At 63.4% G+C, this 23,054-nt stretch carries 22 protein-coding genes, 1 tRNA gene and 2 pseudogenes; 17 read left to right on the plus strand and 8 right to left on the minus strand.

Annotated features, from left to right (window positions below):
• The first annotated feature begins 7 nt into the window (after positions 1 to 7).
• Together FEV53_RS06715 and FEV53_RS06720 are read left to right on the plus strand one after the other, a co-directional pair.
• Positions 8 to 1,756, plus strand: a complete 1,749-nt coding sequence (locus FEV53_RS06715) for a carbamoyltransferase family protein (protein WP_185962129.1) — start codon at positions 8 to 10, stop codon at positions 1,754 to 1,756.
• Positions 1,753 to 2,622: a polysaccharide deacetylase family protein gene (locus tag FEV53_RS06720; RefSeq protein ID WP_142834047.1), complete on the plus strand. Its 870-nt coding sequence runs from the start codon at positions 1,753 to 1,755 to the stop codon at positions 2,620 to 2,622. Before FEV53_RS06715 ends, FEV53_RS06720 begins: the two co-directional genes overlap by 4 nt.
• Here the strand turns inward: FEV53_RS06720 and FEV53_RS06725 are convergent.
• Positions 2,595 to 3,773: a TIGR03862 family flavoprotein gene (locus tag FEV53_RS06725; protein ID WP_142834048.1), complete on the minus strand. Its 1,179-nt coding sequence runs from the start codon at positions 3,771 to 3,773 to the stop codon at positions 2,595 to 2,597. The two genes, FEV53_RS06720 and FEV53_RS06725, sit on opposite strands and share 28 nt — an antisense overlap.
• Before the next feature lie 95 nt (positions 3,774 to 3,868).
• On the opposite strand from FEV53_RS06725, the gene FEV53_RS06730 reads away from it, so the two are divergent.
• The 7 genes from FEV53_RS06730 to uvrC all read left to right on the plus strand — a co-directional run bounded on the left by FEV53_RS06730 (position 3,869) and on the right by uvrC (position 10,438).
• On the plus strand, positions 3,869 to 4,801 hold the full coding sequence (locus FEV53_RS06730; protein ID WP_142834049.1) for an ABC transporter ATP-binding protein: 933 nt from the start codon (positions 3,869 to 3,871) through the stop codon (positions 4,799 to 4,801).
• An 8-nt stretch (positions 4,802 to 4,809) separates the two neighbouring features.
• Complete coding sequence (locus FEV53_RS06735) at positions 4,810 to 5,571, plus strand: ABC transporter permease (protein ID WP_142834092.1); 762 nt, start codon at positions 4,810 to 4,812, stop codon at positions 5,569 to 5,571.
• 50 nt (positions 5,572 to 5,621) lie between these two features.
• Positions 5,622 to 6,428 (plus strand): S49 family peptidase, encoded by an 807-nt coding sequence (locus FEV53_RS06740; protein ID WP_142834050.1) that lies wholly within the window; start codon positions 5,622 to 5,624, stop codon positions 6,426 to 6,428.
• A complete protein-coding gene (locus FEV53_RS20820) occupies positions 6,425 to 6,583 on the plus strand; it encodes a hypothetical protein (protein ID WP_185962133.1) in 159 nt (52 codons plus the stop codon). The genes FEV53_RS06740 and FEV53_RS20820 overlap by 4 nt, the downstream gene beginning before the upstream one ends.
• 1 nt (position 6,584) lies before the next feature.
• The gene (locus tag FEV53_RS06745) at positions 6,585 to 7,517 is read left to right on the plus strand and encodes a calcium/sodium antiporter (protein ID WP_142834051.1); all 933 of its coding nucleotides are present in this window, start codon (positions 6,585 to 6,587) and stop codon (positions 7,515 to 7,517) included.
• Positions 7,514 to 8,293, plus strand: coding sequence for an SDR family oxidoreductase (locus FEV53_RS06750; protein WP_142834052.1), 780 nt, complete (start codon positions 7,514 to 7,516; stop codon positions 8,291 to 8,293). The genes FEV53_RS06745 and FEV53_RS06750 overlap by 4 nt, the downstream gene beginning before the upstream one ends.
• 285 nt (positions 8,294 to 8,578) lie before the next feature.
• Complete coding sequence (gene uvrC, locus FEV53_RS06755) at positions 8,579 to 10,438, plus strand: excinuclease ABC subunit UvrC (protein ID WP_142834053.1); 1,860 nt, start codon at positions 8,579 to 8,581, stop codon at positions 10,436 to 10,438.
• A 154-nt stretch (positions 10,439 to 10,592) separates the two neighbouring features.
• Here the strand turns inward: uvrC and FEV53_RS06760 are convergent, their stop codons facing one another.
• From FEV53_RS06760 to FEV53_RS06785, 6 genes are all read right to left on the minus strand, one after another.
• Complete coding sequence (locus FEV53_RS06760; RefSeq protein ID WP_142834054.1) at positions 10,593 to 11,360, minus strand: FG-GAP repeat domain-containing protein; 768 nt, start codon at positions 11,358 to 11,360, stop codon at positions 10,593 to 10,595.
• Positions 11,361 to 11,452: 92 nt separating this feature from the next.
• Positions 11,453 to 12,106 (minus strand): phosphoglycolate phosphatase, encoded by a 654-nt coding sequence (gph, locus tag FEV53_RS06765; RefSeq protein ID WP_142834055.1) that lies wholly within the window; start codon positions 12,104 to 12,106, stop codon positions 11,453 to 11,455.
• A 24-nt stretch (positions 12,107 to 12,130) separates the two neighbouring features.
• The gene (locus FEV53_RS06770; RefSeq protein WP_142834056.1) at positions 12,131 to 13,060 is read right to left on the minus strand and encodes an OmpA family protein; all 930 of its coding nucleotides are present in this window, start codon (positions 13,058 to 13,060) and stop codon (positions 12,131 to 12,133) included.
• On the minus strand, positions 13,057 to 13,626 hold the full coding sequence (locus tag FEV53_RS06775) for a peroxidase-related enzyme (RefSeq protein WP_142834057.1): 570 nt from the start codon (positions 13,624 to 13,626) through the stop codon (positions 13,057 to 13,059). The genes FEV53_RS06770 and FEV53_RS06775 overlap by 4 nt, the downstream gene beginning before the upstream one ends.
• A gap of 16 nt (positions 13,627 to 13,642) precedes the next feature.
• A complete protein-coding gene (locus FEV53_RS06780) occupies positions 13,643 to 14,344 on the minus strand; it encodes a GNAT family N-acetyltransferase (protein ID WP_142834058.1) in 702 nt (233 codons plus the stop codon).
• A complete protein-coding gene (locus FEV53_RS06785; RefSeq protein WP_142834059.1) occupies positions 14,341 to 15,072 on the minus strand; it encodes a competence/damage-inducible protein A in 732 nt (243 codons plus the stop codon). The genes FEV53_RS06780 and FEV53_RS06785 overlap by 4 nt, the downstream gene beginning before the upstream one ends.
• Before the next feature lie 49 nt (positions 15,073 to 15,121).
• On the opposite strand from FEV53_RS06785, the gene sfsA reads away from it, so the two are divergent.
• The 8 genes and pseudogenes from sfsA to FEV53_RS21435 all read left to right on the plus strand — a co-directional run.
• Positions 15,122 to 15,826 carry a DNA/RNA nuclease SfsA gene (gene sfsA, locus FEV53_RS06790; protein ID WP_142834060.1) on the plus strand — a complete coding sequence of 235 codons (705 nt, stop codon included), beginning with the start codon at positions 15,122 to 15,124 and terminating at the stop codon, positions 15,824 to 15,826.
• Positions 15,827 to 15,898: 72 nt separating this feature from the next.
• Positions 15,899 to 16,708: a type I methionyl aminopeptidase gene (gene map / locus FEV53_RS06795; protein ID WP_142834061.1), complete on the plus strand. Its 810-nt coding sequence runs from the start codon at positions 15,899 to 15,901 to the stop codon at positions 16,706 to 16,708.
• 112 nt (positions 16,709 to 16,820) lie between these two features.
• A complete protein-coding gene (gene leuB, locus FEV53_RS06800; RefSeq protein WP_142834062.1) occupies positions 16,821 to 17,939 on the plus strand; it encodes a 3-isopropylmalate dehydrogenase in 1,119 nt (372 codons plus the stop codon).
• A gap of 48 nt (positions 17,940 to 17,987) precedes the next feature.
• Positions 17,988 to 18,980, plus strand: coding sequence for a DMT family transporter (locus tag FEV53_RS06805; RefSeq protein WP_142834063.1), 993 nt, complete (start codon positions 17,988 to 17,990; stop codon positions 18,978 to 18,980).
• Positions 18,981 to 18,995: 15 nt separating this feature from the next.
• Positions 18,996 to 19,072, plus strand: a tRNA-Pro gene (locus tag FEV53_RS06810).
• Between the two features lie 232 nt (positions 19,073 to 19,304).
• Positions 19,305 to 19,595 carry a bifunctional DNA primase/polymerase gene (locus tag FEV53_RS06815; RefSeq protein WP_142834064.1) on the plus strand — a complete coding sequence of 97 codons (291 nt, stop codon included), beginning with the start codon at positions 19,305 to 19,307 and terminating at the stop codon, positions 19,593 to 19,595.
• Entirely contained in the window at positions 19,592 to 21,235 is a 1,644-nt protein-coding gene (locus FEV53_RS06820) for an AAA family ATPase (RefSeq protein WP_142834065.1), read from the plus strand. The genes FEV53_RS06815 and FEV53_RS06820 overlap by 4 nt, the downstream gene beginning before the upstream one ends.
• 430 nt (positions 21,236 to 21,665) lie before the next feature.
• Positions 21,666 to 22,082: pseudogene (locus FEV53_RS21435) on the plus strand (terminase gpA endonuclease subunit); the annotation flags it as partial.
• A gap of 53 nt (positions 22,083 to 22,135) precedes the next feature.
• Here the strand turns inward: FEV53_RS21435 and FEV53_RS06830 are convergent.
• Positions 22,136 to 22,969, minus strand: a pseudogene (locus tag FEV53_RS06830) (IS5 family transposase); the annotation flags it as partial.
• Positions 22,970 to 23,054: the final 85 nt, after the last annotated feature.

Consider the following 23,054-nt stretch of genomic DNA (forward strand, 5'->3'; position numbering starts at 1 on the left):
ACGTAGCATGACGTATACTCTGGGTCTGGCGACGATGGATAACAGCGCGGCGGCACTGTTTCATGACGGTCGGCTGATCGCAGCTGTCGAGCAAGAGCGCCTGAGCCGGATCAAGAATGACGGCGCCCTGCCCTTTCTCGCCATCGAAGAATGTCTGACCATGGCCGGCATCACGGCCAGCCAGATCGATCGGATTGCGGTCTATTGGCAGCCATGGCGTGTGGCCTCGCGCGGCGTTCAGACCCTGCGCAAGATGGCCGGGTCCTCTAACGCGCGCTCCGCAATTCTGGGACGGCTCCGGCACATCATGGGACAGGGAGATGCCGAGGAAGATCCGCGCAGCTCCTGGTCCGATCTGTTTCGCCTGCGCAAGCATCTGACCGGGCACTTTGGTCCTCTGAACGCGCGGATCAGCTACCACGACCACCACCTGTGCCATCAGCTCTATGCCGAGCAGATGCGCGACTGGGACGAGTTTGTGTCTCTCTCATATGACGGTGGCGGAGAGACGAACTCCACCGTTCTGAGCACGGTGCGCGGCGGCAGGCGTGAGACCGTCTCCCGCCACCGTTGGCCCAATTCGCTGGGGCATTATTACAGCTTTTTCACCGGCTTCCTCGGGTTCACGATGCTCGAGGGTGAGTACAAGATGATGGGCTTGGCGCCCTACGGCACGCCCCGCTATGCCGACGCGCTGAAAGCCCATGCCCTGCATCTGGAACCCGGCGGACGCTACCGGCTGAACACCGCGCTCTGCGACTATCACGCCGCGCTCAAGGGGCATTTTCCGGCAGAGGCCGAAGAGCTTTTTGGACCCCGGCGCCAGCCCGATGCGGACCCGTCGCCGGAGCATGTGGATCTGGCGACCTCGGTGCAGCAGGTCCATGAGGACGCGCTGATCCACCTCTTTGAACCGCTGCGGGAACGCGCGCCGGAGCTGCGCAAGCTGGTCATCTCGGGCGGTTGCGCCTTGAACGTGACCGCGAACGGGCGGTTGCTGGCCGATGGGATCTTCGACGAAATCATCATCCCTCCGGCTCCCCATGACGCGGGCTGCGCCATAGGCGCGGGGCTGGCGGATCTGGCCGCGCGAAGTGTATCGCCTGAGACGGAGACGGTCCGCTCGCCCTATCTGGGGGCCGCCTATGATCGCTCCCGGATCGAGGCCGCCATGACCGCGGCAGGTGTGACGCCGCCCCCGCCGCGGTCGGATGCGGATCTCGCCCGCGATACAGCTCAGGCGTTGGCAGACGGGCTGGTCGTCGCTTGGTTTCAGGGCCGCAGCGAGTTCGGACCCCGGGCGCTGGGGGCGCGCAGCTTTCTCGCCGATCCGCGCCGGGATGCGGTGCGGGAGGAGCTGAACCAGAAGATCAAAAAGCGCGAACTGTTCCGTCCCTTCGCGCCCAGCGTGGCGGAGGAAGCGGCCTCGCGCTTCTTCGAGATTGACCAGCCCAGCCCCTACATGAACATTGTCGCCAAGGTCCGACCCGAGATGGCCTCGGTCATTCCCGCCGTGACGCATGTGGACGGGACGGCGCGGGTGCATACGGTGTCACCTGAGGCGAACCCGATCTACCATGCACTCCTGACCGCGTTCGGGGACCTGACCGGGGTGCCGGTGCTTCTCAACACCTCGTTCAACATTCAGGAACCCATCGTGCACACGCCCGAAGACGCGCTGGCGACCTTCCGCGCGTCGGGCGTAGACGTGCTGGCGCTGGGACCTTACCTGATCCGGCGTGCAGACCTGTCATGACGGGCGGAGGGCTGTTTCTCTCGATCGATTTCGAGGATTTCGCCCATGATCTGAAGCGTGACCTTGGGCTGTGGGACACCGGACCGCTGCGGCTCGACGCGCTTTGGCGCTGCTATGAGATCATCGACCGGTTTCTGGCCGGATACAGCGCGCGGGCGACGTTCTTTTGCACGGGCGTGATCGCCGATCAGGCGCCTGATCTGGTGCGGCGCATCGCGGCGGATGGGCATGAGGTCGCCTGCCACTATCATTTCCACGACGAGATGGACCGGCAGGAGACAAGCGAGACCGCCCGGAGCCTCGCCCGGGCCAAGGCCGCGCTGGAGACTGCCGCCAACACTCCGGTTCTCGGGTTTCGTGCGCCAAAATTCCGCATCCGTAAAGACGACCCGGCGCAGTATCGGGAGGTGGAACGTCTCTTTGCCTACGATTCCTCGCTCTGTGTTGCGACCAAGGCCGAGGTGACGGCGTTTCGCGGACGCATGGGACTGACCTCCCTCCACATCCTGCCGATTTATTCTGCTCCGCCCACGCGCAGTTTTCCAGCTTTGAACCTGGGCGGCACCTATCTCAAACTCTTTCCCCGTGTCCTCACCGACCGGCTCATCACCGGTGCCGAGGCTGAGGGGATGGTGCCGCATATTTATCTGCACCCCTACGAGTTCGCGTCGGAGGGAGAATTCCTGCTGAGCCGTAACGAGCTATCCGGGCTGGGACAGCGCAAGGCAGCCTATTGGCGGTTGCGGCAGCACCAGTGGAACACGGTCGGGAACCGCAGTCTCCTGACAAAGCTCAAAAAGATCTGCGACAGCCGTCCCCCACGAGGGCGGCTCTGCGATCACCTCTCCGAATTGGCGGTCGCCTGAACCCACTGCGCAGCGGCCTGCCCGGCGCTCCGCCCCGTGGCGAGGCAAGCGGTCAGCAGATAGCCGCCCGTTGGCGCCTCCCAGTCGAGCATTTCTCCGCAGGCAAAAACGCCGGGGGATTCATGCAACATCAGGTCCTGGGTCAGCGCGTCGAATCGAAGTCCACCAGCGGTCGAGATCGCTTCGTCGAGCGGGCGGGGGCCATTGTGGCGAATGGGCAGGGACTTGATCAGCGGCGCGAGATCCGCAGGCAAGGGGCGGCCAAATTCCTGAGCCAGTGCAATCTGTACCGGGCTCAGACGCAGCCCCTTGCGCAGGCGGTTGGAGACGGAGCCTTTCGCGCGGGCGAGTTGCTCGGCGACGCGGTCAAGACTCCAGTCTGGTTTCAGGTCCAATGTCAGCGCACCACCGTCCCGCAGCCACGGCGTCAGCGGGTAGATCCCACCGCCCTCAAGACCCCGTGCGCTGACCACGAACTCCCCCCGATGAATCTGGTCGCCGGTCAGGAGCGCTGTGTTTTTCACCGGCGCCCCAAAATGGGGCGTCATGTGGGGGCTCCAATGCAACGACAGCGCGGCGTTGCTGGGGGCGAAAGGCGCGACCAGCCCATGCGCTGCGAACCGCGCGGCCCATGCTCCGTCAGAGCCCAAGCGCGACCAGCTCGCTCCGCCCAGAGCGAGAACGGTGGCACGGGGGTGGAGCGTGAAAGGGCCGTCCTGTGTGTCAAAACGGGCCTCTTGCACCGACGACGAGTCCCAGCGCCAGCGGGTCCTGAACCTCACCCCAAGCCCGTCCAGCCGCGCCAGCCATGCCCTGAGCAAGGGGGATGCTTTCATCGCCCGGGGGAAAACCCGTCCCGTGGAGCCGGTGAAGAGCGGCTGTCCCAGCCCCTCTGCCCAGTCCATCACATCGCGCGCAGAGAACCGGGCCACGTGGGCCGCCACCGGATTGTCGCCGAACGCCGCCAGAAACTGTTCCTTCGGCACCGTATTCGTGAGATTCAGCCCGGATTTCCCAGCCATCAGGAACTTCCGTGCCGGGGACGGCATCTGGTCGGCGACCAGCACCGAGGCACCTGCCATCGCGGCGGCTTCGGCTGCCATCAGCCCTGCCGGTCCGGCGCCGATGATGAGAATATCAGGATCGGTCATGGCGACGATCTACGCGCACGGGCCGGCAAAGCAAAGCGTTGTGCTTTGCCTCGGGCGGGGTTAGCCCTAGCTCCCTGCAAAACACGAGGGGATCCATGGCGGACATTGTGCGCGTCGAGGGGCTGTCAAAGTCCTATAAGGGCGGCTTTCAGGCCCTGAAACACGTGGATCTGACGATTCGCGAGGGCGAGATCCTCGCCCTACTGGGGCCGAACGGCGCGGGCAAGACCACGCTGATTTCCTGCATCTGCGGGATAACGTCGATCAGCGCCGGCCGTGTTCTGGTGGCTGGGCATGACAATGTCACCGAATACCGCGCGGCGCGCTCCCTGATTGGGTTGGTGCCGCAGGAGATCAACCTTGAGCCGTTCGAGACGGTGATGGCGACCGTTCGGTACTCGCGCGGTCTGTTCGGAAAGAAGGACAACGACGCCTATATCGACGAGGTGCTGCGCCAGCTCTCCCTTTACGACAAACGCGATACGCAGGTGCGCGCGCTGTCGGGAGGGATGAAGCGCCGGGTGCTGATCGCCAAGGCGCTGAGTCATGAGCCGCAGATCCTGTTCCTCGACGAGCCCACCGCCGGGGTGGATGTGAGTTTGCGCAAGGAGATGTGGCAGACCGTGGCCGAGCTGCAAAAGCGCGGAGTGACGATCATCCTGACCACCCATTATATCGAGGAGGCCGAGGCGATGGCGGACCGGATCGGCATCATTTCTGACGGGCAGATCCGGCTAGTCCGCGAGAAACAGGCGCTAATGCATGAGCTGGGGCGCAAGGTGCTGCGGATTGAGCTGGCGCAGCCTCTGACAGAGGTGCCGGCGGGACTCGACACCTACGAACTGAGCCTCGCGAAGGACGGGGCGGAGCTGGTCTACACCTACGATGTACAGAGTGACGGGACCGGCATCACCCGGCTTCTGACGGCGCTGGCGGAGCGGGGTGTGAAGGTGCGCGACATCCGCACGGAGCAATCCTCGCTCGAAGACATTTTCGTCGATCTGGTCGAAGCGGAGGGGCAGGCATGAACGCACAGATGAACCTCCGGGCGATCCTTGCGATCTACCGTTTCGAGATGGCGCGGGGCCTGCGCACGATCACCCAGACGCTGGTTTCGCCGGTCCTGTCCACGTCGCTCTATTTCATCGTCTTCGGTGCCGCCATCGGCAGTCGCATCGACGAGGTCGAGGGCGTGAGCTACGGTGCCTTCATCGTGCCGGGCCTGATTATGCTGTCGGTCATCACCCAATCGATCTCCAACGCGTCTTTCGGAATCTATTTCCCGAAATTCATCGGCTCGATCTATGAACATCTCTCGGCCCCGGCCTCGTTCCTCGAAATCACCACCGGCTATGTGCTGGCGGCGGCGACCAAGGCCTTTGCCATCGGCATCGTGATCCTGCTCACGGCGTTCCTGTTCGTTGATCTGCAAATCGATCATCCGCTGTGGATGCTGCTGTTCCTGACCCTGACCTGCCTCAGCTTCAGCTTGCTGGGCTTCATCGTCGGCATCTGGGCCACGAATTTTGAGCAACTCCAGCTCGTGCCGCTCTTGCTGATCCAGCCGCTGATCTTCCTCGGAGGGACCTTCTACTCGGTCGATATGTTGCCAGGGGTGTGGCAGACGATCAGCCTGTTCAACCCGGTAGTCTATCTCGTGTCGGGATTCCGCTGGTCGTTCTACAGCATGGCGGACGTGTCGCTGGGCTGGTCGCTGCTGGCGATTTTCGGCTTTACCGGGATCTGCACCGCGATCATCGGCTGGATCTTCAAAACCGGTTGGCGGCTGAGGGACTAAGGCATCGGCGGGCCTTCCCCTCGGCTCTCCGAATGCATATGTCCCGACGTATGAGAGAGCATCTGAAATTCCTCGCCCGTCGCGGCGCGCCACTCGTCTCGGTCATCCGCCTGCAAGGCGTGATCGCCAATGGCGGGTCAGGCCGGTTGAACGATGCGGGTCTGGCACCTCTGATCAACCGGGCGTTCCGCAAGGGCAAGCCCGCCGCCGTGGCGCTGATCCTAAACTCGCCGGGCGGCTCGCCTGTGCAATCGTCGCTGATCGCGGCGCGGATCCGCCGTCTATCCGAGGAGAAGGAGGTTCCGGTTTTTGCCTTCGTCGAGGATGTGGCAGCCAGCGGCGGGTACTGGCTGGCCTGCGCGGCGGATGAAATCTACGCCGATACCAGCTCGGTCGTGGGCTCCATCGGAGTGATCTCGGCAGGGTTTGGGCTGAACAACTTCATCCAGCGCTATGGGATCGAGCGTCGTGTCTACACGGCAGGCGAGTCGAAGAGTATGCTGGACCCGTTCCAGGCCGAAAAGCCCGAGGATGTCGCCCGGTTGAAAGAATTGCAGGGCGAGATCCATGAGGCGTTTAAGGCCCATGTTAGCGAGCGTCGCGGCGCGCGCCTGTCGCAGGACCCGCAGCTTTTCACCGGCGCGTTCTGGACCGGGCAAAAGGCCCATGAGCTGGGCCTCGTGGACGGGATTGGCCATCTGGTGCCGGTCATGAAGCAGAAATTTGGGGAAAAGACGCGCTTTGCTGTGTATCGGCAGAAGAAGTCGCTCTTCTCCCGCTTTGGTGCGCAGCTCAGCAATGGTGTTGTCGAGGGGCTCGATGATCAGCTCCTGCAATCGCGATACGATCTGTCGTGATCAAGATCGTCTCCCTGTTCCTGATCGGAATGCTGGTCCTCGCGATGTTCGGGCGCCTGCGTCTGCCCGGGCAAAAGCACCTCTCGTCGCGCAAATGTCCCTCTTGCGGTCGCTACCGGATCGGCAAGGGGCCGTGTTCCTGCAGAAAAACCTGACATGACCTTTGTTCTCGCCATTCTGGGCCTCGTGATCCTCGTGGTGGCCGGGGATTTCCTCGTCAAAGGGGCGGTGAACCTGTCCCTGCGGCTGGGAATTCCGGCGCTGATCGTCGGTCTCACGGTCGTGGCCTTCGGCACCTCCGCGCCGGAGCTCCTCGTCAGCATAGACGCGGTGCGCAAGGACGTGCCCGGCATTGCCATGGGCAACGTGGTTGGCTCGAATATCGCCAATATCCTGCTGGTGCTGGGCTTGCCCGCGCTGATCTACGGCTTCGACACCAGCGACAGCCATGTGCAAAAGCACTACGTGACCATGCTGCTCGGCTCGGTCCTGTTCATCGCGCTGGCTTTCACCGGCACGTTCACAGTGTGGAACGCGCTAATCCTGCTGGCCGTTCTCACCGTGATCCTGCTCGATCAGGCCCGGATTGGTCTCAAGCAGCGCAATGGCACCAGCGAAGAGGATCTTGAGGGCGCTGACCCCAATATTGGCGGCTGGCGCATCGCGTTATTTCTGGCGCTGGGCCTGATCGGCCTGCCGCTGGGCGCGAACTTGCTGATCGACAACGCACGCGTCATCGCAGAGTCCTTTGGAGTGTCAGATGCTGTGATCGGCCTGACGCTGGTGGCCGTGGGCACCTCTCTGCCCGAACTCGCGACCACTATCGCCGCTGCTCGGAACAAGGAAGCCGACGTGGCGCTCGGCAATGTCCTCGGGTCCAACCTGTTCAATCTGCTGGCGATTATCGGTATAACTGGCCTGGTGGGCGACGTCCCGGTCGGAGAGCAGTTCCTGCGTCTCGACCTGTGGGTCATGCTGGGCGCGTCGCTGGTGCTGGCGCCGTTTATCTTCACCCACGCACGCATGACCCGTCCCGTGGGTCTGGCCTTCTGCGCGCTCTACCTCACCTATCTATGGATCATCGTATGAAACGTGCGCTCGTCACAGGTGGGGCCGCCCGACTGGGCAAGGCCATGGCGCTGCATTTGGCCGAGCGCGGGCTGGATGTGGCGGTGCATTACAACAGCTCGTCAGACGCAGCCGATGAGGTCGTCGCAGATATCCACGCCATGGGTCGGCAGGCGGTCGCACTCGGGGCGGATCTGCTCTCAGACACTGAGACCGGATCCCTGCTGCCGAACGCTGCCGAGACGCTGGGCGGCCCGATTGATCTGCTGATCAACAACGCGTCGATCTTTGAATATGACACGCTGGCCAGCGCCACCCGGGAGAGCTGGGACCGGCATATGGGCTCAAACCTGCGCGCACCATTCCTGCTGACGCAGGCGATGCTGGCGCAAGGGCTGCAAACGGAGCCGGATGAGAACGGCGAGCCGCAAGCCACCGGGCTGGTGGTCAATATGATCGACCAGCGTGTGCGCAAACTGACGCCCGAATTCATGACCTACACGCTGGCCAAGATGGGGCTATGGGCCTTTACGCAGACCGCGGCCATGGCGATGGCGCCGGCGATCCGCGTCAATGCCATCGGCCCGGGTCCGACTCTTCGCGGGGGGCGCCAGACCGAAGAGCACTTTGCCCGCCAGCGGGCTGCGACAATTCTTCAGCGTGGTTCCGACCCGCAAGGGATCTGCGCGGCGCTGAATTACCTGATCGATGCACGGGGCGTGACGGGGCAGTTGATCTGCGTGGACGGTGGACAACATCTCGCCTGGCAGACCCCCGATATTCTTGGCGTCGAGTAAGGGCGCTATCGCGACTTATTCTTGCGTGATGGCTTGTGAGGGAATCGGGCTGACGCGCTTCCTAAGCACCTCAAAAAATCGCAAGATATAAAATTAAGCGTTTAAATTCAATGGTCTAATTATGTGCCTAAAAATTAGGCAATTTAACCAACCGTGCCGGAACAAAGAAAAAATCGCGCTTCACGGAGTTTTCACCACAGACTTATCCACAGGAATCGTGGAGACCTTTTCCCTTGCCGCAGGTCCCAATATCTTGCAGCCCGAGTCACCCGGGGGATTCTCTGAATGAGCGACGCTGACGGCCTGCGGGGCCATGCCTGCATCCACTCCTATTTGCGGACCCTCGACGGATCCCCGGGGGTCTACCGGATGCTCGATGAACGGCAGGCGGTGCTCTATGTGGGCAAGGCGCGGAACCTGAAAAAACGTGTGGCGAACTATGCCAAGCCCGGTGGCCATTCGCCCCGGATCGCGCGGATGATCTCTGAAACCGCGTCGATGATGTTCCTCACGACGAAGACCGAGACCGAAGCGCTGCTACTGGAGCAAAACCTGATCAAGCAGCTGAAGCCGCGCTACAATGTGCTGCTGCGGGACGATAAATCCTTTCCGAATATCCTCGTGACGGGTGACCACGCCTATCCGATGATCCGCAAGCATCGGGGCGCAAAAAAGGACAAGGGCAGCTATTACGGTCCCTTTGCCAGTGCCGGCGCAGTGAACAGGACGCTGAACCAGCTGCAAAAGGTATTCCTGCTGCGCAACTGCACCGACGCGACCTTCGATGCGCGGACACGGCCTTGCCTCCTGTACCAGATCAAGCGCTGTTCCGCCCCCTGTGTCGAGTACGTCTCCGAGGCGGACTATGCGGCGTCGGTTCGGGATGCCGAGGAGTTCCTGCAAGGCCGCACCACCCGCGTGCAGGCCGACCTTGCCCGCGAGATGGAGACCGCCGCCGAAGCGATGGAATTCGAGCGCGCTGCTGCATTGCGCGACCGGATCCGCGCCCTGACCCATGTGCAGGGTTCTCAGGGCATCAACCCGGCAGGCGTGACGGAGGCTGACGTGATTGCACTGCATATGGAGGGCGGGCAGGCCTGTGTGCAGGTGTTCTTCATCCGCGCCAACCAGAACTGGGGCAACCACGATTACTACCCAAAGACCGGCTCCGGCGCGGATGCGGCCGAGGTGCTCGAAGGCTTCATCGGCCAGTTCTACGAGAACAAGGAAGCGCCCCGGCTCTTGCTGCTCTCCGACGATATCGAGGAACGCGCCCTGATGGAGGACGCCTTGTCCGAGCGGGCCGGGCGGCGGGTGCAAATCTTCGTCCCCCAGCGGGGGGAGAAAAAAGACCTCGTGGCCGGAGCGCTTCGCAACGCCCGTGAGAGCCTCGCCCGCAAGATGAGCGAGAGCGCCACACAGACGAAACTGCTCGCCGGACTTGCCGACGCCTTCGATCTCGACGCCCCACCAGAGCGGATCGAGGTCTACGACAACTCCCATATTCAAGGGACGAACGCCGTGGGTGGGATGATTGTGGCCGGGCCTGAGGGGTTCCTGAAAAGCCAGTACCGCAAGTTCAACATCCGGGGCGACGACCTCACCCCCGGCGACGATTTCGGCATGATGAAAGAGGTCCTGACCCGGCGCTTCAAACGGCTGCTGAAGGAGGACCCCGAGCGGGAAAAGGGGATGTGGCCCGACCTGCTCTTGATCGATGGCGGTGCGGGGCAGGTCTCGGCGGTGCAGGAGATCATGACCGAGATGGGGGTCGAGGACCTGGCCATGGTCGGTGTGGCCAAGGGGATCGACCGGGACGCGGGTAAGGAAGAATTCCACCGCCCCGGCGAGCGGCCCTTTGCCCTGAAGCATAACGACCCGGTGCTCTACTTTGTCCAACGGTTGCGGGACGAGGCGCACCGGTTCGCCATCGGCACCCACCGCGCCAAGCGCGCCAAGGCGGTGGGCGCCACGCCTCTGGACGAGATTGCAGGTGTAGGGGCAACCCGCAAGCGCGCGCTGCTGGCCCATTTCGGCTCTGCCAAGGCCGTGTCACGCGCCTCACTGGAGGATCTCAAGGCGGTAGATGGGATCAGCGCCGGTCTCGCGGAGAAGATCTACGGGTTCTTTCACGAGGGCGGATAGGAGTCGTCACGAAAGCGATACTCCGGCAACAGAAGACAGCTCGCGCCTACTCGGAAACGCGCCCGAATTTTGTGGTCAATGCTTCGCAGAGCCGGCTGGTCTTCATTGACCCTGACATAATTTACGCAACGCGACGTCTAGCCATTAGGATGTGTTACCCGTCGCAGGCCTCCGTATCTCCGAGCACCATCCGTGCAGGAGCGGCACCAAGATCCTTCACCTGCGGCTCCGCTCGGTCAAACCGAACCGCGACCATCCGTGTTCCACCCCCGTCGAGCAACACCGCACGCGGTCCGTCAGAACACAGCGCGATCCGGCTTTGCACCGTCTCTTGCCCGATGGCGTGGTTTGTAACGCCAATCACCCGGTCAACCTCGATCAGACGGTCCCCCTCCCGGCGCACCAGTTTCAGCACGCGGGACAAATGCGGCTTTTCCACATAGGCCAGCTCAATCGCCCCGTCCCCGTCAAAATCCGCAGCTCCGATGGGGGCCAGCCAGCGAAACGCGGTGCCGGTGTATTCGGTCGAGGCACCCCTGCGGAGGCCCGGCCGTCCCTCCTGCGTGATCACATCCCAGACGGTGAGCCGGGCGCCCCGGTCCCGGTCGCTTTCAACCGTTACGATCTCAGGGCGTCCGTCGCGGTTCAGGTCGATCAGACGGGGCGCGAAATCCTCAAAGACCAGATGATCCGGCTGACGCACCGTGACGGTCTGTGTCCTGCCGCCGGTTTGCAGAGTGACCACCAGATCCGTACGCCCGGGGATCGACCCCATGATGTTGTGCGGATAGCGGTTGGTCGGCCCCTCGTAGCGGGCGGCGGTGGCGACCGCAGGTGCCTCTTGCGCGGCGGCCTGCCAGCCCAGCAGCGCTAATGTGACAACACTGGCCAGCCTGCGGAAACCTCTGAAAGACCATGCCATTCCGAAATCTCTCCCTTGCGTCCCGGTGCCGTCATATTGGCACAGGACGCTAGATCCGGCATCCGGCTGACACAAGCCGGGACAGCGGGTCCTCACGCAGCTGTCAGGCGCTGAAGGATCTGCGGCAATTGGGCGAAATCATCAAAGACCGCGTCATGAGGCAAGGCCTCGACGGGTGTTTTTCGGTATCCCCGCGTGTAGAGCGCAAAGGGGACCATGGCCCGCTGTCCGGTCTCAGCGTCCACTTCGCTGTCACCCACGAAGACCCCGGATGCCCCCAGCGCTCTGAAGCTGGCGTGAAGCGGGGCGGGATCGGGCTTGCGGACCGGCAGGCTGTCGCCGCCAATCACCACATCAAACAGGCTGTCGAGATTCAAGGCCGTGAGGATCTGAAGCGTGGGCGTGTAGCTCTTGTTGGTACAGACCCCAAGCCGATAGCCCTCGCCGCGCAAAGTGCTGAGGGTCTCCGGAACCCCGTCATAGATTCGCGTCAGGGTCACCGGATCGCGGGCGTAGTGGCCCAGCATCGCGGCGATCATCGCGCCATGATCGCCCATGGGGATCTCCCGTGCTTCCATCGCGCATTTCACAAGGTTTGGGATGCCGTTGCCGACAAATGCCATGACCTCCGCCAGCGTCAGCGGCGACTTGCCCGCATCCGCGAGCATCCGGTTCACCGCAACGTGGAGGTCAGGGACGCTGTCGATCAGCGTGCCGTCGAGGTCAAAGACAACAGCTCGGGTCATCGGAATCCTTTCGCGATGGGATGCTCAGTCGCCCGGAGCGGTAACCAACACCGCTTCGACCCGGCGGTTGCGTGCGCGCCCGGCATCGATGAGGTTCGAGGCAAGCGGCGCCAGATAGGCAACCCCGTCGGCTTCGATTTGCGCCGCCGCGACCCCGTGATCGGAGATCAGCGCCGCCCGCACGGCCTCGGCCCGCTTGCGCGAAACCGCCCGGTTCGTGTCCAGACCGCCATCCGTATCCGTATGCCCAACCAGTGCGATACGCGCGCCCGGATCTGATTTGAGCCGGGCCGCCAGTTCTTTGAGCGAGGGCAAATCGGTGGAAGACAGCGCGGTCGATCCGGTTTCAAACCGCACATCCCTGAGCACCGCATGCCCGTCGCGCAGGAGCCGCGCCCAGATTCCCGCGCCGTCGGGGATCGCGGTCGGCGTCGTCGCCTCTGCCTCGACGGCTTCGGGCAGGTCGGGGGGGGCATCGAGGAGAACGGTCGTGGTCTGCACGTAGACATCGCGTCCGCCGCGACTGACCAGCACTGACAGCAGCTCCCCAAAGGAGGCTTCGGCGAGGAGGTAGTGATACTCCGTCAGATCCACGAACATTGCGGGCGCAGGCAAGGTTTCGAGGGCAAAGCGGAAGTCATACCCGCCGCAGGCGCTGGCCGGACAGTCGTAGATGATCTGATAACCCGCGGCTTCCAATTGCTGGCCCAAGGTGGCCGCGAGGTCGGCAGAGGCGATCTCGGCGTCGTCACTGATCCGCCAGGCGGTCCGGGTCACCGTTCCGGTCGCATTCCGCGTCTCCAGCGTCCCCTCGTGCCACGGCCCGACCGGCAGCGCCACAGCGGCACGGGCGCTGTCTTCGGCGGTCCGCTCGGCCCCATCTGGCAAATCCAGTGCCATCGCCTGAGCAGCGCCAGCCCAGAGCAGCGCCGCAAGCGCCAGCTCTGCCCTCATCGCGCCTGCCCGTGATAGTCATCATTGGGGCGCATCTCGGAGGCCGTCGCCACCCGGTTCGTCATGTTGAAGAACCCCGCGACCGAGGCGATGTCCCAGATATCCCGGTCGGAGAAGCCCGCATCGCGCAACGCCTGCCGGTCCTCCTCGACGACCTCGGGACAGCGCTCGGTGAGCTTGGTGGCGAATGCGAGCATCGCCGTCTGCCGCGCATCCAGATCCGCCACCCGCCAGTTCATCACCATCTGCTCGCCAAGGATCGGATCGCCGGACAGCTCCCGCACCGCCGCGCCGTGGGCCACGAGGCAGTAATAGCAGCGGTTGCAGGCTGAGACAGCGACCGCAATCATCTCGCGTTCGAGCTTCGTCAGATTGCTCTCGCCCAACATCAGGTCGTTATAGAGCGCGGTGAAGGCGTTGAGCTTGTCGATATCGAAGGCATAGGCGCGCAGCACATTGGGCACGAGGCCGAGTTTGTCCTGACAGATGTCAAAATATTTCTGCGTCGACTCTGGCAGCGGATCGACCGCGGGCAGGTCGAGGGCGGTGGGCGCGTCTTTGGTCATTGGGGTCCTCGGCGGCTCAGTCTCGGATGCGATAGTGGTAGCATGGCCCGCCCTCAAATCCGAGCGTGCCGTAGAGTGCGCGGGCCGGAGCGTTGGCTTCGGTCACGAACAGTCCGATCTCGCGCGCGCCTCGCCGCATGGCCCAGCGCTCGGCATGGGCCATGAGGTGCCGCGCCATGCTCTGACGCCGGCACTCAGGCCGGACGTGAAGCGCATGGACCACGGCTGTGCGTCCCGAGACGGCAACGAACAGGGTCCCGGCGGGCTTGTCCGAGGCGCGGCCCAGAACGCTGACCTTGGGCACCGCGACGCGAGCCATGACAGCGCGCCGCGTCTCGGGGACGTCGCCCTCGTCCCAGATCTCGCGTTGCACTTGCAGGGGCGGCCAGATGGCAAAGCCAGTGACCGGCGGCGGTGAGGGCGCCTCTGTCAGCGGGCGGCTGAGCCAAAGGGTCGGGTCGATCCGGGCATAGCCCCGCGCGGCGAGCATCTCGTCGAATGCCGTTTCATCGCTGCGCAGGCGAAACAGGAGGGGCCTTTGGCGCGCGGTCAAAGCGGCCTCGGCCTCGTCCAGCGTCGCGTCATCCGGTACGCCGTTGCAGGTCGCGGCCTCTGTGCGTTTACCCCCACCAGCCCCGTCGCGCAGGGTGAATGGTCCCAGCCGCTCGGTCGCAGCAGCGGGCCAGGTGTCCGTCAGAAACCTCTCCGGGTCGATCATTCCGCCGCCTCGGGGAAGTCCTGCCGCAGCCGCGCCACGGCCTGCTCCAGCAACGTCCCGTCCGTGCCGCGCAGGACAATGGCGACCTGATGCCCGGTGCCGGTCCACGACGGATAGGAGCCTACGGACAGATCCGGGAATTCAGCGGCCAGCGCGGCCAGCGGCGCGGCAATGTCGCCCTCGCCCCGGGAGACGCGCAGGGTGCGGCTCAGAACCGGTGCTCCCCCCGCCAGACGCGGGAGAAGCCCGGCCAGCATTGCCTCAAAAATCTGTGGCACCCCGGCCATCACGTGGATGTTACGCAGGGAAAAGCCCGGCGCGGAAGAGATCGGGTTGTCGATCAGCTCCGCCCCGTCGGGGATCCGGGCCATGCGCAGGCGCGCTTCGTTCAACTCGGCATCGCGGGCGGCATAATGGGCCTGAAGGATCGCGCGGGCATCGTCTCGCACCCCGATGGGCGTGTCGAACACTGCGGCGATGCAATCGGCGGTGATGTCGTCATGGGTCGGCCCGATGCCACCCGAGGTGAAGAGGTGGGTGTAGCGCCCGGACAGGTCCCGCGCGGCGCCGGTGATCGCGTCGGGTTTGTCGCTGACCACGCGGATCTCGCACAGCTCGATCCCGCGCTCGGTGAGGGCCTTTGCCAGATGATGCGCGTTCGAGTCGCGGGTCCGGCCCGAGAGGATCTCGTCTCCGATTACAAGCATGGCGGCAGTGGGGTTTGTCATGGCGCGACGTCCTTGGCCTGAGGGTCTGGCACGGGTATAGCCCTCTGCGATGCAGTTTCCATCCCCCCTGATCCCCGCGCGGCTGATCCGCCGCTGGAACCGGTTCCTGAGCGAGGCCGAGCTGGCCGACGGGACCATCGTGCGCGCCCATTGTCCCAATCCGGGCGCGATGCTCGGGCTGGCCGAGCCGGGGATGCGGATCTGGCTGGAGCCCAATGACGACCCGAAGCGAAAGCTGAAATACGGCTGGCGGCTGGTCGAACTGCCGGGCGGGCACATGGCCGGGATCGACACCGCCGTGCCGAACCGGGTGGTGGGCGAGGCATTGCGGGCGCGGGGCATCCCAGAGTTGGCCGCCTACACAACCGTGCGTCCGGAGGTGAAATATGGCGCAAAAAGCCGGGTGGACTTCCTGCTGACCGAACCTAGCCTGCCTGATGTGTATGTAGAGGTGAAGAACGTCCACTTGCGGCGCGACGAGGACTGGGCGGAGTTTCCCGATTGCGTCACGGCGCGCGGAGCCCGTCACTTGCAGGAGTTGGGCGACATGGTGGCGCAAGGTCATCGGGCGGTGATGCTCTACCTGATCCAGCGAGATGATTGCGCCCGGTTCCGCCTCGCCCGCGATCTGGACCCGGCCTATGGCGCGGCGTTTGATCTGGCCGCCGAGCGGGGCGTTGAGGCGCTGGCCTATGGTACGGTGATCACGACCGACGGGGTGACGCTGGGTCGCGCGATGCCCCTCTCCCCATGAGTGCCCTTGGCTGCACTGGCAAATTGACCGTCCTGCGTTTATATTGCTGCCGCGCAGAAAACGGAGAGTGACGTGGACGAAACCAGCGGTCGACTGACGAAGGACGGCATCCGCTTGCATGAGGCAGGGGATTTCGCGGGGATGCATAAGGCTGGACATCTCGCCGCCGAGATCCTCGACCGCATTGCCGAACATGTCTTTCCCGGCCAGACCACCGGCGCGCTCGACAAGCTGATCACCGACTGGGTGGTCGAGGCGGGCGCGACCTCCGCGACGATTGGCTATCGCGGCTACAAGCACGCCAGCTGCATCAGCGTGAACCACGTGGTCTGCCACGGCATCCCCGGCGACAAGGTCCTGAAGGACGGCGACATCCTGAATATTGACGTCACCGTGATCGTGGATGGCTGGTTCGGCGACACGTCCCGCATGTATGTGGCAGGCAAGCTCAGCCGCAAGGCTGAGCGCCTCATTCAGGTCACCCACGATGCGCTGATGCTGGGGATCGAGGCGGCAAAACCGGGCAACACCTTTGGCGACATTGGCCATGCCATCCAGAGCTATGCCGAGGGCCAGCGGATGAGCGTGGTGCGCGATTTCTGCGGTCATGGACTGGGCCGCGTGTTCCACGCTCCGCCCAACGTGGTGCATTTCGGCCGCCCCGGCAAAGGTCCGGTGCTGGAGGAAGGCATGTTCTTTACCATCGAGCCGATGATCAATCTGGGTCGCCCTGAGACCAAGGTGCTGTCGGATCAATGGACCGCCGTCACCCGCGACAAGTCTCTGTCGGCGCAGTTTGAACACTCAGTGGGCATCACCGCCGACGGGGCCGAGATCTTTACCCTGTCTCCGGCGGGACGGTTTCATCCGACCTGGGGTTGATCTCCGACATCGAACCGGGCGCCGGGATCGCCGCCGGGTCCTACCGCTCTGCTTGACCGGGTGAAGCGGGCAGGCTAGGCCGCGTTGACCCATTTTTGCAGGAGATCCAGCTATGTCGAACCCGTCAATTCTGATCTTGCCCGGCGACGGGATTGGCCCGGAGGTCATGGCCGAAGTCCGCAAGGTGATCGACTGGTTCGGCGCCAACACCGATGCGAAATTCGACGTGTCCGAGGATCTCGTCGGCGGGGCCGCCTATGACGCCCATGGCACGCCGCTCCACGACGACACCATGGCCAAAGCGCAGTCGGTCGATGCCGTACTGCTCGGTGCCGTAGGTGGTCCGAAATACGACGTGCTGGACTTTTCGGTGAAGCCCGAGCGCGGCCTTCTGCGTCTGCGCAAGGAAATGGACCTTTACGCGAACCTGCGACCCGCCCAGTGCTTTGACGCGCTGGCGGATTTCTCGTCGCTGAAGCGGGACGTGGTGGCCGGTCTCGACATCATGATCGTGCGCGAACTGACCTCCGGCATCTATTTCGGCGAGCCGCGCGGCATCATGGATGACAACGAAGGCGGTCGCGTAGGCATCAACACCCAGCGCTACACCACCGACGAAATCCGCCGTGTCGCCCGGTCCGCCTTCGAACTGGCCCGCCGCCGCGGCAACAAGGTCTGCTCCATGGAGAAGGCCAACGTCATGGAATCCGGCATCCTCTGGCGTGAGGAAGTCCAGTGGGTCCATGATAATGAATACCCCGATGTAGAGCTGAGCCACATGTACGCCGACGCGGGTGCCATGCAGCTCTGCCGCTGGCCCAAGCAGTTCGACGTAATCGTCACCGACAACCTGTTCGGCGACCTGCTCTCCGACGCCGCCGCAATGCTCACCGGCTCCCTGGGGATGTTGCCCTCCGCCTCGCTCGGCCAGCCGATGGAGAACGGACGCCCCAAGGCGCTCTACGAGCCCGTCCATGGCTCCGCCCCCGACATCGCGGGTCAGGGCAAGGCGAACCCGATCGCCTGTATTCTGAGCTTTGCCATGGCGCTGCGCTACTCCTTCGACATGGGCGACAAGGCCGATCTGGTCGAGCGCGCGGTGGAAAAGGTGCTGGCCGATGGCCTGCGCACTGCCGATCTGCTGGGCGAAGAGGGCGTGGCCCCTGTCTCGACCTCCGAGATGGGCGACGCGGTGATCGCCGCCATCGCCACGCTTTCCGACGCTGCGTGAGGCCACAAGCCTCTTGACCGGGGCGGGAAACGGGAGTGAGACGGGGGCATGTCACCTCGTCTCGCCGGGCCGCTTCTCGCCCTTCTCGCCTTCGGTCTTTATGCCTGTCACGATGCGGTCGTGAAGATCCTCGGCGCGCGCTATGCGCCGCCTCAGATCCTGTTCTTTTCGGTGCTGTTCAGCTTTCCCCTGGCCACGATGCTGATGATGCGGGAGAAACAGGCCTCCACCCTGCGCCCCGTGCATCCCTGGTGGGTCGCCCTGCGCACCGCCGCCGCCGTTATGGCAGCCCTCTGCGGCTTCTATGCCTTTACGGTGCTGCCGCTCGCGCAGGCCTATGCCCTGATCTTTGCCGCTCCGCTGCTGGTCACCGTGTTCTCGATCCCAGTGCTCGGCGAAAAAGTCGGACGGCACCGCTGGGCCGCTGTCATCGTCGGTCTGATCGGCGTGCTGGTCGTGCTCCGTCCCGGCAGCGCTGACCTCGGGCCGGGTCATCTGGCAGCGCTTGGGGCCGCCTTCGCCGCATCACTGGTCTCCGTGATCTCGCGTCGCATCGGGCGTGAGGAACGCCCCGTGGTGATGATGCTCTACCCCATGATGGTGAACCTGCTCGTTATGGCGACGCTCCTGCCCGGCCTCTACCGCCCTGCTCCGTTCGGAGACATGGTGCTGTTTGCCTGTGTCGCTCTTCTGGGCTTTGCCGGAGGCCTCATCACCATCGCGGCCTATACCCGTGCCGACGCTGCCGTGGTGGCACCCATGCATTATTCCCAGATCATCTGGGCGGCAGGCTTTGGCACGTTCCTGTTCAATGAACCGACGGACCGAAACACCTGGATCGGTGCCAGTATTGTCATCGCGTCGGGTCTGTACGTCGTCCTGCGCGAATCCCGCGGCTCCTCCGAAAACACACCTGTCACCAGCGGCCGCACCCGTCCCGAACTGCCGGGAACGCCCCGGATTGCCAACGCCATTCTGGCCCGCGCAAATCGTGTTCCTCCGGGCCACGTTGCGCTTGCAAACCGTGACAGGACACATTAGGAGCCGCACCACGGTCGGAGTGTAGCTCAGCCTGGTAGAGCACTGTCTTCGGGAGGCAGGGGTCGGAGGTTCGAATCCTCTCACTCCGACCAATTCTTTCAATTACTTAACGGCATTTCGAAAACGCTTCATTCTCGGCGTCTTTGGGATTCGGCACAGATTCATCCGGTTTCCGTCGGGACGCCGGGTCTTTGGCGTTCCCTTCGCTCCATCAATAAAAAGATAAGCTCCCCGCCGAGACCAACGGCGGGGAGCTTGAAGATATTTCCACAGCGACAAAAGGAAAGTCACGATGCGGTATCTGAATACCGCAAAACTAAATAAGTGCAAGGCAATCTGGACGTGGTGGAGGAGCTGGCCAAAGCCGGTGATCCGATCTTCCCGGCCCGGGCTGAGAGCAAGCGGCCCCATATCACGGACTGGCAGCGTCGGGCCACGACCGATGCGACTCAGCTCCGGCGCTGGTGGGGAAAGTGGCCCGATGCCATGCCCGTCGTGCCGACCGGGAGCCGCTCGGGCATTGCTGTGCTGGACCTTGACCAGAAGAACGGCAAGGACGGCTGCAAGACGTTGCGCGAGCTGGGCACGACCCGGACGCGCTGTCATCTCATGTGATCTCTACGCCTTCCGGCTGGCGGCACATCTATTTCTGGCACGTGGAGGGGCTACGTTGTTCCACCGACAAGATTGGTCCCGACGTGGATGTGCGGGCCGAAGGCGGCCTCGACATTGCCCCCGGTGCAGTCAGCGACAAGGGCAGCTATGGGCGGCTCAGCGGCCCGTTGAAACGGGTCTTGGCTGAACTGAAACCTTGGCCCGATGCTATCCAGCCGCCCACCCGTGAGCCGCACGAAAGCACTGGTGAACCGACCGGGCTTTCCTTTGAACAGTTCGCGGCGGCACTCATGGCAATCCCGAACGACGACACCAATCCCGACGCCGGCAGCCGGGATTGGTGGGTCAAGATGCTGGCAGCGGTTCACCACGAAACGGACGGCTCCGAAGAGGGCTTGGAGATGGTGCAACTCTGGTCCGCTCAGCATGTCAGCTACAGCGACACCCACACAGAAGAGGTGTGGCGCTCTTTCCGCCGTGGTGAGGGCGCGACCGGGGCTAGCGTGCTCTATGAGGTAAGGCGGCATTGCTGGGGTAATGACCACGCGGCGGCGCTGGCCATGTTGTCCGACGAAGACGAAGCGGGCTTTGGCTCAGATGCGCTGGATGAAGAAACGCGGGCGACGATTGAAGAGCTGGTGGGGCCGATTAAGGAACGCACCAAATCCCGGCGGCTTCCCTTCCTTTCACCATCCGATTGCGACACGCTGCCCACTCGCGACTACGTGGTGAAGAGCCTGCTGGCAGCTGGGGACGTGGCCACGATCGTGGGCGCGCCCGGCGCGGGTAAGTCTCTGCTGGCCCCGTATCTGGGCTATATGGTAGCGCGGGGCGATGGCGCTTTTGACCGCCGCACGCGCCAAGGGACCGTCTTCTATGTAACGGCGGAAGACCGACGGGGGATGCGTGCCCGGGTCAAGGCGCTTTGGGAAGAGCATGGCGAGGCCGACGCCTTCCGGCTGGTGGAGGGCGTGTCCGATCTTCTGAGGGACAACAGCCCGGACCTGAAAGACCTGACCTGTGCCGTCAAAGACCAACGCCCCAGCCTGATCTTGATCGACACCGTGGCGCTGGCGTTCCCCGGGCTGGAAGAGAACGACGCCAAGGCGATGGGCCGCGTCGTCGCGGTAGCCCGGTCCTTAACGAAGTGGGGCGCAGCTGTTGTCTTGATCCACCACGACACAAAGGACGGGGCGAACGGGCTGCCCCGTGGGCACTCCATCTTGAACGGTGCGCTGGACGCGAACCTCTACCTCAAGCGGGAAGACGGGGTCGTGACGGGCAAGCTCACCAAGAACCGGAATGGCAGCACGGACCAGAAGATTGCCTTCACCGTCGCTACCGTGGCGGAGGGCGCAGGGCGCAGACGAAGACGGCGACACCCTCACCACGGCTATCTGCCGGGAAGCAGACGCCAGCGTGGTCAAGGAAACCAAGCTCAACAAGGGCGAAGCGGGCGTGATGGATCACTTCCGCGAACTGGCGGACGAAGACGGTGTGGAGGAATCGAAGCTACGCCAAGCCTGTATCGACGGGCGGCGGGTTTCCACATCCGACAACGCGGACAGTCGCCGCCGAACGCTGGACAACGCGCTAAGGGGGCTGACGGAGAAAGGCGTGCTGGTCTTCAACGGAGGTAATTACCGCACCCCTTCCACGGCGGCTTATCTTCTCGGGGACATTGATCTGGGGGAAGACGACGATGACTGAGGCTCGGAAAGTTGGAAAAAGCCGGAATTTTCCGGAAAGCTTCCAAGGCCAATTCGCCAGTCGATCCCGGAAAATCCGGAAAGCCCCCTTAAGGGGCTTCCGACTTTCCGGACGGCGATGGTGCGGTGCTTCTGAGGTGACGGTAGCGGGCTGCCTGTGGAGCGTGCTTCTACGTGGGCGTGGGGGACTGGGCAACTGAGGGGATTGCGGGTCCCTCTGGCACGGGAGCTTCGGGGGAAAGCAGAGCCCCGGGCTGTCCCTGCTTGGAAAAATTTGGAATCGATAAAACCCCGCCGAGAAGTCCTCCGGGAAAGGCAGAGGAACTGAGCGGTGACATATTCCCCTGAGACAGTGGACGCGATGCTTTTCAGCGAGGCGCCCCCCGTCGAGGACTCCCCTGTGGTGAATGCCGTTGATCTTGCGGAATGGCTGGGGATCGCACCAAACCGGATTCATGCTCTGGTCAGCACGTTGGCAAATGCCTCATGGGGTAAGCTGGCGGCTGAGTTCGTGGAGGCCAAGAAGCAGCCCGACACCTTGCAGGTCTTCGTCAACACCATTCTGGCGCAAGGCTGGCGCGAGGCCGCGAAAGAGATCAACGAAGCGGCCTTGGCCGCTCGGGCGGAACCGTTCGCGTTACCTGAAGCGATCCCAGCGGACGTGCTTTTTGTGATCGGAGGGGTGGACTTACAGAGAAACCGGCTGGAAGTGGTCTTTCTGGGGCATGGCCGCGACGACCTCTTCGTCATGTCTCAATTCGTGATCCGGGGCGACCCGATGGCCGATGACGTTTGGACGGCACTGGATGACGCGCTTAAGGTAAGGGCTAATAGCCAGCAAATAACGATAGCGGCGAGCGCGATTGCTGAGAGGAAGACCTTCGGACAGCGGTCGTATCGTGTTGCGACCCACCGCCAGTCTTTCAGCCTGCCGAACATGATCTCGATCCGGTTACGTCGTTTGTATCGGCGCTTGTCGTACTTCACTGGCTTTTTGCGTTGCTTTCGGCCGGGAATGCATACGCGTATCCCTTTATCGTTCAACGCTTCTCTGAACCAATCCGCGTCATAGCCGGGGTCCCCGAGGAGCCACTCAACATCAGGCAGGCTGCTGAGCAACGCCCGTGCTCCGATGTCGTCGCTGACCTGACCGGCCGTGATGAGCTTGTTCAGAGGACGGCCTCGGCTATCGCCGACCGCATGCAGCTTGGTGTTCATACCGCCCTTGGTACGACCGATCAGACGTCCACGCCCCCCTTTTTGACGCCCATGCTGGTCGCTGTTCGGTGGGCCCTCAGATCATTCGGCCGTCTGCTCGGACCGATGGCGCCGCCGGCCTCATCATCGATCATGACAGTCTTTTCGTCGCCGTGGTCGGCGGCCAGACCGACCATCATCTGCGCGAAGATGCCCTTATCGCTCCACCGCTTCCAACGATTGTAGAGCGTTTCCGGGGTTTACGCGGCCCCACTGGGGCCACGGTCCCCTTCAACTGTGCGGGCCATATGCTGCCGGAGCGTCCCGTCAGCGTAAGCCATTGCGATTAATGAAGATAATTCCACTCAACACACGCCGGTCATCAACGCGTGGTTTGCCGTGCGACTTCGGAAAGAAGGAATCAAGACGCGCCATTTGCGCTTCCGTCAGCCAAAAAACAGCAGACATGTTCACCGCCATTTTTTCAGTGGTGAATCACGCCATTAGGCGAAAATCAATGGGTTCTGAGCCTGATTCATCGATCTCCGAAGTT

It is taken from the genome of Palleronia caenipelagi (assembly GCF_007004065.1).
Taxonomy (GTDB): Bacteria; Pseudomonadota; Alphaproteobacteria; order Rhodobacterales; family Rhodobacteraceae; genus Palleronia; species Palleronia caenipelagi.